Origin of the sequence: Streptomyces bugieae (assembly GCF_036352915.1) — a bacterium.
Lineage (GTDB): Bacteria > Actinomycetota > Actinomycetes > Streptomycetales > Streptomycetaceae > Streptomyces > Streptomyces endophytica.
Genome location: NZ_JAZBJP010000001.1, coordinates 388850 through 407104, shown reverse-complemented (window position 1 = coordinate 407104; position 18255 = coordinate 388850). Strand labels below are relative to the sequence as shown.

At 72.2% G+C, this 18255-nt stretch carries 7 protein-coding genes; 5 read left to right on the top strand and 2 right to left on the bottom strand.

Translation table 11 applies throughout. From position 1 onward, the window contains the following. Nucleotides 1-2: 2 nt before the first annotated feature. Nucleotides 3-7091, top strand: coding sequence for an amino acid adenylation domain-containing protein (locus V2J85_RS02000; protein ID WP_330820449.1), 7089 nt, complete (start codon nucleotides 3-5; stop codon nucleotides 7089-7091). Nucleotides 7092-7155: 64 nt separating this feature from the next. Continuing rightward, entirely contained in the window at nucleotides 7156-8370 is a 1215-nt protein-coding gene (locus V2J85_RS01995; protein ID WP_330820448.1) for a cytochrome P450, read from the top strand. Nucleotides 8371-8388: 18 nt separating this feature from the next. On the opposite strand, the gene V2J85_RS01990 is transcribed toward V2J85_RS01995, so the two are convergent. Then, nucleotides 8389-10863 (bottom strand): non-ribosomal peptide synthetase, encoded by a 2475-nt coding sequence (locus tag V2J85_RS01990; protein ID WP_330820447.1) that lies wholly within the window; start codon nucleotides 10861-10863, stop codon nucleotides 8389-8391. A gap of 357 nt (nucleotides 10864-11220) precedes the next feature. Between V2J85_RS01990 and V2J85_RS01985 the strand changes: the two genes are divergently transcribed. From V2J85_RS01985 to leuA, 3 genes are all read left to right on the top strand, one after another. Continuing rightward, a complete protein-coding gene (locus V2J85_RS01985) occupies nucleotides 11221-12417 on the top strand; it encodes a MalY/PatB family protein (RefSeq protein ID WP_330820446.1) in 1197 nt (398 codons plus the stop codon). 277 nt (nucleotides 12418-12694) lie between these two features. Beyond that, nucleotides 12695-14632: a B12-binding domain-containing radical SAM protein gene (locus V2J85_RS01980; RefSeq protein WP_330820445.1), complete on the top strand. Its 1938-nt coding sequence runs from the start codon at nucleotides 12695-12697 to the stop codon at nucleotides 14630-14632. Continuing rightward, complete coding sequence (gene leuA, locus V2J85_RS01975) at nucleotides 14592-16433, top strand: 2-isopropylmalate synthase (RefSeq protein ID WP_419836725.1); 1842 nt, start codon at nucleotides 14592-14594, stop codon at nucleotides 16431-16433. Before V2J85_RS01980 ends, leuA begins: the two co-directional genes overlap by 41 nt. On the opposite strand, the gene polX is transcribed toward leuA, so the two are convergent. Further along, the gene (gene polX, locus V2J85_RS01970) at nucleotides 16372-18105 is read right to left on the bottom strand and encodes a DNA polymerase/3'-5' exonuclease PolX (protein ID WP_261953427.1); all 1734 of its coding nucleotides are present in this window, start codon (nucleotides 18103-18105) and stop codon (nucleotides 16372-16374) included. The genes leuA and polX overlap by 62 nt on opposite strands. Between the last annotated feature and the right edge of the window lie 150 nt (nucleotides 18106-18255).

Genomic DNA, 18255 nt, shown 5'->3' with positions numbered 1-18255 from the left:
CAGTGAGCACTCATCAGGCGGACCGGGCGGCCGCACCGGAAGAAGCGCGTCCGGCCCGTACGGTCGCGGCGACGCCACAGCAGCAACGGCGCTACCTCGCCCACGCCCTGACCGAGGACCACACCCGCCACCACCTGGTGATCGACCTCGACTTCGACGGCGTGCCCGACACCTCGGCACTGCGCTCCGCGCTGGAGGACGTGGTCCGCCGCCACGAAGCACTGCGCACCCGCTTCGTCTTCGAGGGCACGACCCTCGTGCAGTCGGTCGCCGACCACCTGCCGCCGCTGTGGGAAACCGTGGGCGAGGACGCCGAAGCCCCCGCGCCGGACCGCCCGTTCGACCTGGAGGCGGGCCCCCTGCTGCGGGCCCGGGCACAGCGCACCGGCGACACCGGACTCCGCCTGCGCCTCACCCTGCACCGCATCATCGCCGACGACCGGTCCGCCACCCTCCTGGTGGACGACCTCGTCGCCGCCTACCGCGCCCGGCTGGCCCCGCACGCACCGGAACTGCCGGATCCTGTGCGGCAGTTCGCCGGTCATGTCGTACTTCCGGACCCGGCCCACGACGCTCCCGCGACCCCGGCCGGGGAACTCTCCACCGGGGAGCTGCCGTTGGCGACCGGACGCACGCTCGGCCGGACCCACCGGTCGGCGCTGCCCGACGGCACCCTCGCCGCGCTGGAATCCCTCTGCACCGCCGCCGGTGCCCCGCTCGCCGACGGACTGCTGGCGGCGCTCGCCGTCCTGGTGAACCGCTACACCGACGCCGACGACGTCCTGATCGCCGCCGACGGCCCCGACCCGCGCGGCGCCGACTTCGCCCGCACCATAGGCCCGTTCACCGCCCGGACGACCGTGCACGCCGACCTGTCCACGAATCCCGGATTCCGCGTACTGGCCGGGCAGTTGCGGCGGCTGCCCGAGCCGGACCCGCTGACCGACTGGACCGCACAGGAACAGCCCGCGCTCCCCGTGGGCTTCGCCCTGCGCGCCCCGCACCCCACCCACTGGGACCTCCCCGGCGGCAGCACCGTCACCCGCCACCCGGCGCCCGAGGCGCGCGGCCACGCCCTGCGCCTGGTGGTGACCACCGACGGCACCGCGCACTTCGAGGGCGCCTGGCCGGACTGGCTGACCGGGCAATTCGCCGCCCACTTCGGGCAGTTGCTGACCGAGATCGTCCGCCACCCGGACCGCCCGGTGCACGAGCTGGCGCCGCACCTCGCCGAGGAACCGGACCGCCGCACCGCCCCCCTCGACACCACCGACGGCCGGCCCGAGGCCACCACCGTCCTGGAACGCTTCGCCCGCCACGCCGCGCAGCGCCCCGACGCCGTCGCCGTCAGCCACGGCGGCGAGCACCTCACCTACGGCGAACTCGACCGCCGCGCCAACCAGCTCGCCCGCCACCTCCGGGCCCACGGCGTCGGCCCGGAAACCCTGGTCGGTCTCGCCGCCGAACGCTCGCCGGACCTCGTCGTCGCCCTCCTGGGCATCCAGAAGGCCGGCGGCGCCTACGTCCCCCTCGACCCGGCGTACCCCGACGCCCGGCTCGCCTACATCCTGCGGGACGCCGCGCTGGCCCACGTCGTCGTCCAGGGCCGCCCGGGCGGCTGGATGGACGGCTTCACCGGCGCCCTGGTCTCCCTCGACGACGACGCCGGGGCGATCGCCGCCCACCCGGACGGACCGCTCGCCTCCCGCGTCGCCCCCGACGACCTCGCCTACGTCATCTACACCTCGGGCTCCACCGGGGAACCCAAGGGCACCCTCGTCCCGCACCGCAACGTCGCCCGGCTCTTCACCGCCACCGAGCCCTGGTTCGGCTTCGGCGAGGACGACGTCTGGACGCTGTTCCACTCCTACGCCTTCGACTTCTCGGTCTGGGAGCTGTGGGGAGCGCTCGCCCACGGCGGCCGCCTCGTCATCGTTCCGCACGAGGTCAGCCGGGCCCCCGAGGACTTCCTGGCACTGCTGCGCACCGAAGGCGTCACCGTCCTCAACCAGACCCCCTCGGCCTTCGCCCTGCTCCAGCGCGAGGACCTGCGGGCCGCGGACGCGCCGCCCGGCGCCGGTGCGCGGCTCGCCCTGCGCTATGTGGTCTTCGGCGGCGAGGCGCTGGACCCGCGCGCGCTCCGCCCCTGGTTCGAGCGGCACCCCGACGGGCCGCAGCTGGTGAACATGTACGGCATCACCGAGACCACCGTGCACGTCACCTACCGGCCGATCCGCAAGGAGGACACCGACGGCGACGGCAGCGTGATCGGCGTGCCGATCCCGGACCTGGGGCTGGACCTGCTCGACCGCCGGGGCCGGCCGGTCCCGCAGGGCGTCACCGGCGAACTGTACGTAAGGGGCGCCGGGCTCGCCCGCGGCTACCTGGGACGGCCCGAACTCGACGCGGCCCGCTTCGTCACCCTCCCCGGCGGACGCGCCTACCGCACCGGCGACCTGGCCCGCCGGCTGCCGGGCGGCGAGTTGGAGTACCGCGGCCGGATCGACGACCAGGTGAAGATCCGCGGCTTCCGGATCGAGCCCGGCGAGATCGAGGCCGCGCTGGCCGGACACCCGGACGTCGCCGAGGCCCTGGTGACCGCCGAACCCGACCGGACGGGGGAGCGGCGCCTGGTGGGCTACGCGGTCTCCGGCCGCACCGACCTGGGCGCCGCCGAACTACGCGCCCACCTGGCCGGCCTGCTGCCCGCCCATATGATCCCGGCCGCCTTCGTCGTGCTGGAGCGCTTCCCGCTGACCGTCAACGGCAAGGTCGACCGGCGGCGGCTGCCCGCCCCGGAACGCCCCGCCGGCGGCCCGGCCACCGCCTCCGCCAACCGCGCCGAGGAGATCCTCGTCCAGGTCTGGAGCGAGGTGCTCGGCCAGGACCGGGTGGGCACCGACGAGAACTACTTCCTGCTCGGCGGCGACTCGATCCGTACCATCGCCATCCTCGGCCGGGCCCGCGAACTCGGCCTGGAATTCGAGCTCCAGGACCTGCTGCGGCACCAGACGATCCGGGAACTGGCCCCGCACACCACGCCCGTCACCCCGGGCGCCGCCCGGCCGCACTACCGGCCGCTGTCCCTGCTCGGCGACGCGGACCGGGCCCTGCTGCCGGCCGACGTCGAGGACGCCTATCCGCTCTCCCGCCTCCAGGCCGGCATGCTCTACCACAGCGGCCTCAACGCGGCCGAACGGATCTACCACAACGTGGCCGGCTACCACCTCAGGGCCGGCTGGTCCGAGGCCGCCTGGCGGACGGCGCTGGAGTCGCTGATCGCCGACCACCCGGTCCTGCGGACCTCCTTCGACCTGGAGACCTACGGCGAACCGCTCCAGCTGGTGCACCGCCGGGTCGACGCGCCGATCACCTTCGAAGACCTGCGGCAGCTCTCCGCCGCCGACCGGCAGAGCGCCATGGACCGGCGGTTCGAGGAGGAGAAGCGCCGGGAGTTCGCCTGGGACCGCGCCCCGCTCATCCGCTTCCACCTCCAGCGGCTCACCGACGAGACCTTCGAGCTGTGGCTCACCGAGCACCATGTGATCCTCGACGGCTGGAGCGAACGCTCCCTGATCTCCGAGCTGTTCGAGCGCTACCTCGCCCTGCTCGGCGGCTCCGCCACCCCGTTCCGGGAACCGCCCCGCGCCCACTTCGGCGCCTTCATCGCCGAGGAACAGGCGGCCATCGCCGCCGAGGAACACCGCGACTTCTGGGCCGCCGAACTGGCCGACAGTGACCTCGGCACCCTGCCCCGGCTGGTCCCGCCCGCCGAGCGGCCCGACATGCGCATCACCCCCGTGTCGCTGCCGGCCGAGGTCTCCGAGGGCGTGGACCGCTGCGCCCGCCGGGTCGGCGTCCCGGTACGCACCGTGCTGCTCGCCGCCCACGCCCACGTCGTCGGCATGCTGACCGGCACCGCCGACGTCGTCACCGGCGTGGTCCACAACGGCCGTACCGAGGACCGGGACGGCGACCGGGTCCTCGGCATGTTCCTCAACACCCTGCCGTTCCGGGCCCGGCTGACCGGCGGGAGCTGGGACGACCTGGTCGCGGCGGTGGGCCGCACCGACATCGACCTCCAGCCCCACCGCCGCTACCCCATGCCCGAGATCCGCCGCCTCCTCGGCGGCCGGGAACTCTTCGAGACTTTCTTCAACTTCACCCGCTTCCGCGTCTACCAATCCGTACTGGAACGCTCCGACGAGCTGACCGTGCTCGACGAGCGGCGGATCACCAACACCAGCATCCCGTTCGGCGCCGAGTTCGCCCAGGACCTCACCTCGTCCGGGATCAACCTCCATCTGCGGTACGACGCCGCCCAGTTCACCGAGGAACAGGTGCGGCTGATCGGCGGCTACTACCGCCGGGCACTGGCCGCCCTGGCCACCGCACCGCACCGGCGCCACGACCGGACCGTCCTGCTCTCCGCCGAGGAGCTGCGCCAACTCGACCGCTGGCACGGCGAGTCCCGGCCCCGCAGCGCCGACCGCCCTTTCCCGCGCCAGCTGGAGGAACGGGCCGCGGCCCAGCCGGACGCCCCCGCCGTCATCAGCGGCCGCACCGTCCTCGACTACGCCGAGCTCAACGCCCGGGCCAACCGCCTGGCCCGGGAACTCCTCGCACACGGCGTGGAAACCGGCCGGATCGTGGCCCTCTCCGCGCCCCGTTCCGCCGACCTGCTGGTGGCCATGGTCGCCGTCCTCAAGGCCGGCGCCGCCTACCTGCCCATCGACCCGAACTACCCCGCCGAGCGGATCGCGCTGCTGCTCGGCGACGCCGCGCCCGCCCTGCTGGTGACCACCCGCGACACGGCCGGGGCCCTGCCCGCCGACGACACCCCGCGGCTGGTCCTCGACGACCCGGCGACCGTGCGGCGGCTCGCCGGCCGGTCCGGCGCCGACCTCACCGACGACGAACGCAGCCGGCCGCTGCACCCCGCCGACCCGGCCTACCTCATCTACACCTCCGGCTCCACCGGCCGCCCCAAGGGCGTCATCGTCTCGCACGCCAACATGGCCGACCTGATGGCCTGGATCGCCGGATTCCTCGGCCCGGACGGACTGGCGCAGGTGCAGGCCACCACCTCGGTCAGCTTCGACGTCTCGATCTTCGAGCTCTTCGGACCGCTCGCCGCCGGCGGCACCGTACGCCTCCACCGCGACCTGCTGGCACTGGGCGAACCGGAAGCCCTGGAAGCCGGCCCGATCACCGCACCCGCCCTGGTCAGCGGCGTCCCGTCGGTCTTCGCCGGCCTCCTGCCGCGGCTCGACGCGCAAGTGACCGCCGGCACCGTCGTCCTCGCGGGCGAAGCGCTCAGCGCCCCGGTGGCCAACGAGATCGCGGCGGCCTTCCCCGGCGCCCGGATCGCCAACATCTACGGCCCCAGCGAGGCACCGGTGTACGCCACCGCCTGGCTCGGCACCGGCCCCTTCGACACCGCCCCACCGATCGGCCGGCCTTCCTGGAACACCCGCGCCTACGTCCTCGACCACGCCCTGCGCCCGGTACCGCCCGGCGTCCCCGGCGAGCTCTACCTCGGCGGCCTCGGCCTGGCCACCGGCTACCTCGGCCGCCCGGACCTGACCGCCGTACGCTTCGTCGCCGACCCGTTCGGCGAACCCGGCGCGCGGATGTACCGCACCGGAGACCTGGTGCGCCGACGCCCCGACGGCGACCTGGAGTTCCTCGGCCGGCTCGACGACCAGGTCAAGCTCCGCGGCTTCCGGATCGAGCTGGGCGAGGTGGAGGCCGCGCTGCGCGACCACCCGCAGGTCGACCGGGCCGCCGTCGTCGTACGGGAGGACCGCCCCGGCGACCAGCGGCTGGTCGGCTACGCCGTCCGCACCCCCGGCGCCACCGCCGACGCCCTCGACCTGCGCCGCCATGTCGAGCGCCGGCTGCCCCGCCACATGGTGCCGGTCGTGGTCGTCCTGGACGCCCTCCCGCTCACCCCCAACGGCAAACTCGACCGGCGGGCGCTGCCCGCGCCGGAACCCGAAGCCACCACCCCCGGACGCACGAGCCGGGCCCCGCGCACGCCCCTGGAGGCCCAGCTGCTCGCCCTGTTCGCCGAGGTACTCGGCCTGGACGAGCGTGGCCCCGAGTCCGGCGGGCTGGGCATCGACGACAGCTTCTTCGAGCGCGGCGGGCACTCCCTGCTCGCCTTCCGGCTGGCCGGCCGGGTGCGCGCCACCCTCGGCGCCGACCTCGGCATCGCCACGCTCTTCCGCACGCCCACCGTCGCCGGCATCGCCGAGCTGCTCGCGGACCCGGACCGGCCCACCGACCCGAACGACGCGCTGGACGTGCTCGTACCGCTGCGCCCGCAGGGCACCCGCGAGCCGCTGTTCTGCGTCCACCCCGGCGTCGGCATCGGCTGGGTCTACTCCGGGCTGCTGCGGCACCTGGACGCCGACCGCCCGGTGTACGCCCTGCAGTCCCGCGGGATCGACGGCAGCCAACCACCCGCCGCCGACCTGTCACAGATGGCCCGCGACTACGTGGCCCGGCTGCGCACCGTCCAGCCGCACGGCCCCTACCACCTCCTCGGCTGGTCCATGGGCGGGATCGTCGCCCACGAGATGGCCCGGCTGCTGCGGGCCGACGGCGAACGGGTCGCGCTGCTGGCCCTGCTCGACGCGTACCCCCGGCTGCCCGACGCCCGCCCGGTGGACTACGACGAACCGCAGGCGCTGGCCGAGGTGCTGCACTCGCTCGGCCTCCCGCAGCCCGAAGGGACCTCGCTCGGCCCGGAGTCGGCGCTGCGCCTCCTCAAGGAACACGGCAGCGCCCTGGCCACCCTCGGGCCCCGCCAACTGTCCGCGGTCGCCACGGTCTTCACCCACAACGTCAACGCCCAGCGCCGGCACCACTCCCGGCCGCTCGACGCGGACCTGTTGTTCTTCGAGGCGACCGAGGACAAGGGCCCGGACCCCGAACGGCCCGCCAACTGGGCGCCGTACGTCAGCGGCCGGATCGAGGCCCACCAGGTCGCCTGCCGGCACGGCGACATGCTCGCCCCCGAGCCGCTGGCCGAGATCGGCACCCTGCTCGCCGAACGCCTCCGGACGCTGCCCCGCCCCGAGTGACGGGCCGTGCCGCCGACCATCCCACAGGAGCCCACGTGACCAGCAACCCGGACGGGGAACCCGCATGACCGCACCGCGCCACACCATCCCGTTCGACCTCATCGACCCGGCCGTCCACCCGGACCCCGACGCCTGCGACGCCTGGCGCACCCTGCGCGACGCCCACCCGGTCGCCTGGTGCGAGGCCGACGGCGACCGTCCCGGCTTCTGGGTGATCACCCGCTACCAGGACCTCGCCACCGTCTACCGCGACACCGCCCGGCTCAGCTCCGAACAGGGCAACATGCTCGGCACCCTGCTCACCGGCGGCGACCCGGCCGGCGGCCGGATGCTGGTCGTCACCGACCCGCCCCGGCACTCCGCGGTGCGCAAGGTGCTGCAGGGGGCGTTCTCCGCCCGGGCCATGGCGCAGATCGCCGACAGCGTCCGGGCGGCCACCAAGGACCTGGTGGCGGCCGTCGTCGACGCCGGCGGCGGTGACTTCGTCGCCGATGTCGCCGCGCAGATCCCGCTGATGGCCATCTGCGAACTGCTCGACGTACCACCCGCCGACCGCACCCTGATGCTCGATCTGACGATGGCGGCGATGGGCGACGACGGCACCCCGGAGGCCGCCGAGGCCGCGGCCGACGCGCAGGAGGACATCCTGCTGTACTACGCCGGACTGCTGCCCGGCCGGCGGGAGTTCCCGGGCGCGGACGTGGTCAGCCTGCTGGCGAACGGTGAGGCCGGCGGCACGCCGCTGAGCGACGCCGAAGTGCTGCTGAACTGCTACAACATCATCATCGGCGGCGACGAGACCACCCGGCTGTCCTCCGCCGGCGCCGTGCTGGCCCTGATCGAGCACCCCGAGCAGTGGCGGCGCCTGCGCCAGGACGAGGGCCTGCTCGACTCCGCCGTCGAAGAGGTGCTGCGCTGGACCACCCCGGTCACCCACCTCGGACGGACCGCCACGACGGACCTCACGCTGCGCGGCTGCGACATCAAGGAGGGCGACATCGTCACCCTCTGGAACACCTCCGCCAACCGCGACGAGGACGTCTTCCCGGACCCCTACCGCTTCGACCTCGCCCGCACCCCGAACCGGCACCTCACCCTCGGCCACGGCCCGCACTTCTGCCTCGGCGGCCCGCTGGCCCGGGTCGAACTCCGGGTCATGCTGGAGGAGTTGCGCCACCAGGTGGGCGAACTGGAGCTGTCCGGACCGGTCGAACGGCTCCGGTCCAGCTTCCTGACCGGGGTCAGCCGGCTGCCGGTGCGCTGCACCGCCGCCGGCTGACCCACGAGGGACCCTTCCCTACACCGCGGCGTCCGGCCCGGGTGACCGCTCCGCGGCCCCGGGCCCACCCGCCGTGGCCTCGAGATGCGCGGCCAGCAGCCGCAGCGTCGAATGCCGGTACAGGTCCACCAGGGTGATCTCGGGGACCTGCGTCATGCTGCGCAGCGCCTTCATCGAGTCGCCGCCCAGCCGGAAGAAGTCGTCGTCCCGCCCGATCGCCTCGACCCCCAGCACCTCGCGCCAGGCAGCGGCGATCCGCTCCTCCCACGGGCCGCTCGGGGCGGCGCCCGCGGGTACGGTGCCGTCCCGGTCCCCGTCGTGCGGCGACGGGGCCGCTGGCAGCGCCTTGCGGTCCAGCTTGCCGTTCGGGCTCAGCGGCATCGCGGACAGCACCAGCAGCGTGCCGGGCACCATATGGGCCGGCAGCCGGGTCGCCAGCCGGTCGCGGATCTCGTCCGGGTCGAGCACCTCGCCCTCGCGCGGGACGACGTAGCCGACCAGGACCGGTGCGCCGGTGGCATCGGGCCGCGCCGCCACCGCCGCTTCCTTGATCCGGGGGTGGTCCCGCAGCACGGACTCGATCTCGGTCAGCTCGACCCGCAGCCCGTGGATCTTGACCTGGAGGTCGGTCCGGCCGAGCAGCTCGATCAGCCCGTCGGCGTCGCACCGCGCCAGGTCGCCGGTGCGGTACAGCCGCTCGCCGGACACCGGGCCGTACGACCAGTCCAGGAACCGCTCGGCGGTGAGCTCGGGCAGGTCCAGATAGCCCACGGCCAGGCCGTCGCCCGCCAGGTACAGCTCGCCGGTCACGCCCGGCGGAACGGGCTGCAGCGCCTCGTCCAGGAGGTAGGTCCGCTGATTGGCCATCGGCCGCCCGTACGGGATGCTGGTCCAGCCGGGGTCGGTCGCCTCGACCTCGTAGAGCGTCGAATAGATCGAGGCCTCGGTGGCCCCGCCGAGCGAGACGAACCGCGCGTCCGGCGCGAACTCCCGCGTCCGGTCGGGCATCTTCACGGGGATCCAGTCCCCGGCGAGCATGATCAGCCGGAGCGAGCGCAGCGACGCGGGGCCGTCCGCGGCGGTCGCGTCGAGGTGGTCCAGCACCAGCTCCAGCAGCGCCGGGGCGGTGTTCCAGACGGTCACGCCGTGCTCCGCGGCCAGTTCGGCCCAGTGCGCGGGTTCCTTGGCGCGGCCCGGCGCCGGGAGCACGAGGGTGCCGCCGGCCGCGGTCATGCCGAGGAACTCGTAGACCGACATGTCGAAGCTCGGCGAGGACAGCCCCAGCACGCTGTCGCCGGGGCCGACGGCGAAGCGGGTGTTGAGGTCCGCGATGTTGTTGAGCACGCCCCGGTGGCGCAGCGCGATCGGCTTCGGCCGTCCCGTGGACCCCGAGGTGTGGATCACGTAGCAGAGGTTGTCCGGGCCGGCCACGGGCTCGAGGTCGTCCTCCGGCCGCTCGGCCAGGGCCGCCCCGTCCCGGTCCAGCAGGATCAGCTGGCCCCGCACCACGGAATCCGCGCCGCTGCCCAGAGCGTCTGCGAGCCCGGTCCGGCTGATCAGGGCCACGCACGACGCACCGGAGATCATCGTGGTCAGCCGGGCCCGGGGATACCCGGGGTCCAGCGGCACATAGGCCCCGCCGGCCTTGAGCACCCCGAGCATGGCGACGAGCAGCTCGGGGGAGTGGTCGAGGAAGAGGCCGACGCGGTCGTCCGGGCCGACGCCCAGGTCCCGCAGATGGCGGGCGAGCCGGTTGGCCGCGGCATCGATCTCCCGGAACGTCCGCCGGGCCGTCCCCTGGACCACGGCGACGGCCTCGGGTGCCTGCCGGGCCCGCTCCTGGAACACCTCGTGCAGACAGGCACCTTCGTGGGGCAGTGTCACGGCGGTGTCGTTCCACTCCAGCAGGACGCGGCGCTGCTCGGCCTCGGTGAGCAGGGCGAGCTGCTCCAGCGGCCGGTCCGGGTGGCGCACGCCGTCCGTGAGCAGATGCCCGTAGTGGCTGAGCATCCGCTGCGCCGTCGCCGGGGCGAAGAGCCGGTCGTCGAAGTGGAGGGCGGCCCACCGGGAGCCCGCGTCCGCCGCCGGCAGGGCGAGTTCGGCCTCGTAGGGCCGGGGGTCGCCGTCCACCGGGGGCGCGCCGATGCGTACGCCGAGCCGGGCCGGCGCCGTCCCGGGGTGCGCCACGGCGCCGGCCTCACCCGCCAGCCCGCGCAGCGTGCTCCCGCCGGTGACGGAGAAGCGCAGCAGCGCCTCCTTGCCGCCTTCCCGGCCCACCCGGAACTCGACCTGGTTCTGCCCGGAATAGCGGTACACCAGCGCGGCGAATCCGGCCAGGAGCACGTTCTCCGGGGTGGTCGCACACGAGGCGGCCAGCGCGCGGACCGCGTCGTCGTACAGCCCGGGAATCTCCTGGCGCACCACTGCCGTACACGCCGGTGCATCGACGCCACGAGGCCGGTCCGTGGGGAGTTGGGCGGCATGGGAGGACAATTACCGTCTCCTGTCTCGGAGTTTCTCGACTTCGCAGGGGAATTTCGGCGGCGGGCAATCGGTGGGGCGCGGCTGCGCACCGATGCCGGGTCGGGAACCTCCGAGTCCGGGAACTGTCCCGCTCAGTGGCCAATCCGGGCTGCGCGCCCGGCTGTTGGCGACATTAACCGGCCACCACTGACCGCCACAATGTGGCGGGCGTCACATACCCCGGTCCGCGCCTGCTGCATAATCATGTACTCCCCAAGGGGGCCTCGACGAGGACGTACGCGGGGAAATCCGTCGCCGTCTCCCTGTCGCGCGGCAACCGACCGGCCGCACGGCGCCGTGTCATCCGACCGCAGGGGGAAGAGCCGTATGAGCACCGACATTTCGCCGGCCGCGCTCGACGCCGTCGAACTGCACCACCTCGCACAACGGGACGGCGAGAAATGGGCCACCGCCGGTGAGGGCATGCTGTCCTCCTGGGTCGCCGACATGGACTTCCCGACCGCACCCGCCATCCGCGAGGCACTGATACGCCGCGCGGACGGCGATCTCGGCTACCCCACGTGGTTCGACGAGAGTCAGGGCGGCCCGCTCGGGGAGGTCTTCGCCGCCCGGATGCACCGCAAGTACGGCCACCGGCCCGAACCCACCCACGCCCGGCTGTTCACCGACATCAACCAGGCGATGCTCGCCACGCTGCAGGTCGCCACCGACCCGGGCGACGCCGTCCTGCTGCACACCCCGGCCTGTCCGCCGTTCGTCGACGTCATCGAGAAGATCGGCCGCCGGCCGCTGACCGTGCCCGTCGAAGAGGGGCCGGATGGCTGGGGGTTCGACCAGGAGCGGATGGAACGCGCCGCGGCGGACGGGGACGTGGGGCGGTGCCGGGTGCTCTTCCTGGTGAACCCGCACAACCCCACCGGCCGGGTCTTCCGCCGGGACGAACTGGAGGCGCTGGCCGAACTCGTCCTCCGGCGGGATCTGTTGGTGATCTCCGACGAGGTGCACGCGGACCTGACCCACGCCCCGCACCGGCACCTCCCCTTCGCCTCGCTCGGCCCGGAGATCGCCGCCCGCACCATCACCCTCACCTCGGGCAGCAAGGCGTTCAACCTCGCCGGGATCCGCTGCGCGCTGGCCCACATCGGCCCGCCGGCCGTCCGCGAGGCCGTCGACGCCCGGCGCGGGCTGCTCTTCGGACAGGTGGGAGTGCTCGCGGTCGAGGCGCTGAAGGCCGCCTGGACGGCCGGTGACGACTGGCTGGCCGACGTCATGGCGGTCCTGGACCGCAACCGGCGGCGGCTGGCCGAGCGGCTGCCCCGCGGGGTCCGCTGCCGCACCCCGGAGGCCACCTTTCTGGCCTGGCTCGACTGCCGGAGCCTCGGGCTCGGTGCCGACCCGATGCCGTTCTTCCGCGACCAGGCGAAGGTGCTGCTCTTCTCCGGCCCGGCCTTCGGTGCCGACGGCGAGGGGTTCGTCCGGCTCAATTTCGGTACGTCACCCCAGATCCTCGAAGAGACGCTGGCGCGCATGGACGCCGCGCTGCGCCGGCACCGAGGGGAATGAAACCCCGGTCCTGGGCGCCCGGGCCGAAAACGACAATGTGGACAGTTTTTCTTTGTCGTTGACGCGCGCCGGGCCGGGGCTAGTAAAGTTCGGAAAGATCACGGGGGACAAAGTCGGGGGACTTTCCCGGGAGTTCAGACGCCCATGCGCAGAACGCCCCGGCACCATCGCGAGAATGCCACCCGCTCTTTTTGTGGCGTCCCACCGGATCCCTTGCGTCACCGATGTCCGCGTTCCGGGCAAAGACCCCGGAAGAAATCGGAAATCCGGAGGACTGATGGCCACGCACGCCATGGAAAAGGTGTATTCGGGGAACGGCACCGTACGGCTGCACCGGGCCGGGGACGTGACCGACCCCGACGCCTTCCGGGAACGACGCCGCACCCGCAGAAAACGATTGACCGAGTACCTGGCCGACGGCCGGGCGGAAACCCGCTATTTCCCGGTGCTGTCCGTACTGGCACCGGTCATGACCCAGTCCGAGGGCGAAATCACCTACCCGGGCGACCCGATGTGCCTCTACACGGCGCTGAGCCTCGCCGTGCACCGGGCGGTGGCCGACGCCGGCCCGCTGGCGGACGCCGAGCACTACACCGATCTCGCACCCGAGTGGACCCGGTTCCCCTCCAAGAAGTACCGGCTCTCCGCCGGCGACGACGGATACCGCGCCTACGGGACGGCCCCGAACACCGACCGGACCGTGTTCGACCCCAGGGTGTGGGACGACACGGCCCGCGACCTCTGGGTACGGCTGCTCCGCGAGGTCCGGCCCCGGGTCGTCCTCATCAGCGCCGTATCGCCCGCCCACCGCTATGCGCTGCAGATCGCGGAACTGGCCAAGCGCGAGGTCCCGGAGGCCTTCGTCATCCTCGGCGGCCGGCACGTCGACGAGACCACCACGGCCACCCCCGACGGCCAGGCGCTGCTGCTCAAGCCCAGCAGCCCGCTGGCCGTCATGCAGGAGGGCAAGGTGCCCCGGGTGGTCGACGCGGTGATCAGCGGTGAGGCGTACCACGCCGTGGACCTGCTGATGCGGGCCCTCGCGCTGGCCACCGACCTCGACCGGACCTGGGTCGACCGCGACCAGGTGCTGCCGTGTCTGCAGGGGCTGCTCGCCGAGGAAGGGCCCGGAGCCGGCAGCTCCCTCGTCGTCCTGGCCGCGGGGGACGCCCTCGACGCGGTGCCGCTGCGCGGCGGGGCGCTCGACCTCGCCACCCTGCCGTCGCCGTACCAGGCCTTCGCCATCCGCTCCCGCTTCCCGATCTTCACCCACCCGGAAACCGGGGACGTGCTGCGCACCGCCCACTTCATGGTGTCCAACGCCTGCCCCTACCGCTGCAACTTCTGCTCCGAATCCGCCCAGTTGAGCAACGGCCTCAAGCGGTTCAAGGACGATGCGATCGGCACGGCGGTCCAGCGGGTCTGCGAATACCTCGGCTACGGCGCCGAATCACTCTTCTTCGACGACTCGGTCTTCTGGAGCGGCCGCTACCGCGACATCGGCGATTTCTGCGAGGAACTCAGCCGAATACGGAGCACCCCGCCCACCGAACTCGACGCCCGTTACCGGCGATTCCTCACCCACGAGGACGACATCGACCGGCTGCACGGCCTCCAATGGGGCGCCCAGCTGACCGTCGACACCCTCGTCGCACTCCACTCCGCGGAGGAATCCCACGCCATTCTGCGGAAGATGAAGGAAGCCGGCTGCAGTTACGTCTACATCGGCATCGAAAGCATGTCGACACAGGTCATGACCCATATCCACAAGAACCTCCGCCGGGACGAGCGCAAACCCTGGCGGGAAAAGGTCCGGGAGGCCGCCGCGCTGGTCAAGGCGCACGGCCTGCAATTGGGCACCTCCGTCCTCTTCGGCCTGGACGGGGAAAACCGGTCGAGCATCGACGAGACCATCCACGAGGTCGGCCGGCTCATCGACGACAAGCTGATCGACCTGGCCAGCCCGAACATCCTCACCTATCACCCCGCGACGCCCGTCACCCGGGCCCACGGCATGCAGGACCGGCTCGACTACCACTCCCCGCGCATCGACAACCGAAAGCCCTACATCTATTTCGAGGAAGCCTTTCCCGACGTCGTCTCCGTCCTGCTGACCGAGGACGACATCTGGCACATCCACCACGAGACCCAGCACCGCTGGGGCGGCGCCCGCAATGACGCGGCACCGGTCCCCGTCGAGGCCGGCACGGAATGAGGAGAACCTGATGCCCGCTTCCCACCCCCTCACCGGTCAGCCGCTGCAACAGCCCTCGGGCATGCCCATACGGAGATACACCGCCTATCCCCGCGTCGACCTCCCGGACCGCTCCTGGCCGGCGGCCTCCCTCACCCGGGCCCCGCAGTGGTGCGCGGTGGACCTGCGGGACGGAAACCAGGCGCTGGCCGTCCCCATGGACCTCGCCCGCAAGCGGAAACTCTTCGAACTCCAGGTCCGGATGGGATTCAAGGAGATCGAGGTCGGTTTCCCGGCGGCCAGCAAGACCGACTTCGATTTCATCCGGCTGCTCATCGAAGAGGACCTGATACCGGACGACGTCGCGATCCAGGTCATCATGCCGGCCCGCGAGGAACTCATCCACCGCACCTTCGAGTCCCTGGCCGGCGCCCACCGCGCGATAGCCCATCTGTACAACTCCACGTCCTGTCTGCAGCGGGAGGTGGTGTTCGGGATGGACCGCGCACAGATCAAGGACCTGGCGGTGCGCAGCACCCGGCTGTGCAAGAAGCTCACCGAGGACCTGGGAATCCCCGGCATCCGTTACGAATACACCCCGGAGTCCTTCACCGGCACCGAGCTGGACTTCGCGCTGGAGATCAGCGACGCGGTCGCCGAGGTGTGGGACCCGAGCCCGGATCACAAGATGATCCTCAACCTCCCCGCCACCGTCGAGATGTCGACCCCGAACATCTACGCCGACCAGATCGAATGGATGCACCGCCACCTCGACCGGCGGGACTCCCTCATCCTCTCCATCCACCCGCACAACGACCGCGGCACCGCCGTCGCCGCCGCCGAACTCGCCTGCATGGCCGGTGCGGAACGCATCGAGGGCTGCCTCTTCGGCAACGGCGAGCGGACCGGCAACGTCGATCTCGTCACCCTCGGACTCAACCTCTTCACCCAGGGCGTCGACCCGGAGATCGACTACTCGGATCTCGCCGAGGTCGCCGCCACGGTCGAATACTGCAACCGGCTCCCGGTGCACCCCCGGCACCCCTACGGCGGCGAACTCGTCCACAGTGCCTTCTCGGGCTCCCACCAGGACGCCATCAAAAAGGGTTTCGAGGCCCTGGAACACCGGGCCGCCGGCACCGGCACCCCGCTCGACCAACTGCCCTGGGCCGTGCCGTACCTCCCGATCGACCCCAAGGACATCGGCCGGGACTACGAAGCGGTGATCCGCGTCAATTCCCAGTCGGGCAAGGCCGGTTCGGCCTACCTGCTGAAAACCGCATGCCATCTGGACCTGCCGCGCCCGCTGCAGGCGGAATTCGCCCGGATCATCCAGGAGCACACCGACGGCACGGAGGGGGAACTGTCCGCCGACGAAGTCTGGTCGGTATTCCGCCGCACCTACCTGGAAGCCACCCGGCCGCTCGCCCTCCTCGACCACACCGCGGCGAGCTCCGACGACGGCGCCACCCGGTCCCTCACCTGCACCCTGCTGACCGGCACCGGCGACACACTGACGCTCGACGGCACCGGAACCGCACTCGCCGACGCCCTCCTCCACGGCCTCGCGACGCTTGCGCACCCCGACACCCTCGACCCCACCACCCTCGTACTCGGGGAGCTCACCCAGCACCCCCTTCCACCGGACGGCGACCAGGCCCCGCGGTTCGCCGCCTACGCCCGCCTCGACCACCACCAGCGCTCCGCCTGGGGCGCCGGGGTCGCCCCCGATGCCACCACCGCCACCCTGCAAGCCGTCCTCAGCGCGGTGAACCGGCTTTCCGCAGAAAGCGCCGGAGTTTCGTCAGCGGCCAGGTGTTGATGACGTCGTCCTTCGTGAGCCAGCCGCGCTGCGCCGTGCCCACGCCGTACCGCAGATAGGGCAGATGCGTGGTGGAGTGCGCATCGGAATTCACCGCGAACTTCACGCCGTGGCGCTTGGCCCGGAGGATGTCCTCGTCGCAGAGGTCGAGCCGTTCGGGATGGGCATTGATCTCCAGCGCGGTGCCCGTCCTGGCGCAGGCCGCGAAGACCGCGTCGAAATCGGCGTCGATTCCCGGGCGTTTACCGATCCGGCGCGTCGTGGGGTGACCGATCACGCCCACGTACGGATTCTCACAGGCGCGGATCAGGCGGCGGGTGAGGGCCTGCCGGCTCTGGTTGAAGTGCGAGTGGATGGAGGCCACACAGAGGTCGAAGCCCGCCAGGAAGTCATCCGGCCAGTCGACATCACCGTCCGGGCCGATATTGAGTTCGGTGCCGTGCAGCAGTCGCATACCGCGGTACCGGCGGTCCATCGCACGCACCTCCTCCCGCTGCGCGAGCATCTTCTCGTCCGTCATGCGCTGCATGTAGAGGTTCGGGGCGTGGTCGGTGACGGCGTAATAGGCATAACCGCGTTCGGCGGCCGCGGCGACCATGTCGTCCAGGGAGGAGAGCCCGTCGGTGAGGTCGGTATGGGTGTGCAGATCGCCCCGGATGTCGTGCTCGGTGACGAGGTCGGGCAGTTCTCCGCGGAGCCCGGCCGCGACCTCGCCGCGGTCCTCCCGCAGGGTCGGCGGGATCCACGGCAGCCCGAGCCGGTCGTAGATCCCCTCCTCCGTCTCCGAAGTGACCATCTCGCCGCTCTTGGCGTGGAACAGCCCGTACTCGGACAGCTTGAGCTTGTGGCGCACCGCGATCGCCCGGGTGCGGATGTTGTGCGCCTTCGACCCGGTGAAGTACTGCAGTCCCGCACCCCAGGACACCGGCGGCAGCACCCGCAGGTCCACCTGCAGCCCCTTGGTGGTGCGGATCGACGTCTTCTTCTCGCCGTGCGCGATGACCTCGGCGGTGTACGGAAGCCCGGTGAGCGCCGTCATGAACGGCGCGGACCGCTCCGCCGCGACCAGGATGTCGATGTCCCCGATCGTCTCCCGCATCCGGCGCAGCGACCCCGCGTACGTGCACCGCTTGCACCCCCGGATCCCCGACAGCTCGGCGACGATCTGCTCCGCCAGCTCCATGGCGGCACCCAGCAGGATCCGGCCTTCCCCGGCCTTCTGCATCAGCGAGATGCCGTGCAGGATGTTCTCCTCGGTCTTCTCACCGAACCCCTTCAGCTCCCGCAGCCGCTCCTCGTGGACGGCGTCGAGCAGCTGGTCCACGGAGGTGATGCCCAGCACCTCGTAGAGGACCATTGCCTTCCGCGGCCCCAGGGTGGGGATGCTGATCAACTCCCGTACGCCGGCGGGGACCGACGCCCTGGTCTCCTCGATGGTGGCCACCCGCCCGGACCGCAGATACTCGACGATCTTCTCCGCGATCGAGGCGCCGACGTGCGGAATCTCCCGCAGTCCCGGCACGTCGAGCTGGGTGACGTCGACGGGGTAGCCGCCGACGGCGCGGGCGGCCTTCTCGTAGGCACGGGCCTTGAAGGCGTCGCCACCACTGATCGCGATGAGGTCGGCGTACTCCTGCAGCAGCGCCTCGACCTCCTCATTGGCGCGGACCATACCTCCAGGGTGCGCCCGTATCCGCCCCGCGGCACGGCCGGGCCGTCACCGTCCGCGCACGGCCGTCACCGACCGTCCCCCTCGGCCCGGCGCGCTCCGCCCTGCCCCGGTCGGCGTTACGGTCGAACTCCTCGGCCGGTGCCGCACCGG

Excerpts from the sequence above, each read along its gene's own strand:
- V2J85_RS01995 (WP_330820448.1), top strand. The coding sequence starts at position 7,156 with ATGACCGCACCGCGCCACACCATCCCGTTCGACCTCATCGACCCGGCC.
- V2J85_RS01985 (WP_330820446.1), top strand. The coding sequence starts at position 11,221 with ATGAGCACCGACATTTCGCCGGCCGCGCTCGACGCCGTCGAACTGCAC.
- V2J85_RS01980 (WP_330820445.1), top strand. The coding sequence starts at position 12,695 with ATGGCCACGCACGCCATGGAAAAGGTGTATTCGGGGAACGGCACCGTA.
- leuA (WP_419836725.1), top strand. The coding sequence starts at position 14,592 with ATGACGCGGCACCGGTCCCCGTCGAGGCCGGCACGGAATGAGGAGAAC.
- polX (WP_261953427.1), bottom strand. The coding sequence starts at position 18,105 with ATGGTCCGCGCCAATGAGGAGGTCGAGGCGCTGCTGCAGGAGTACGCC.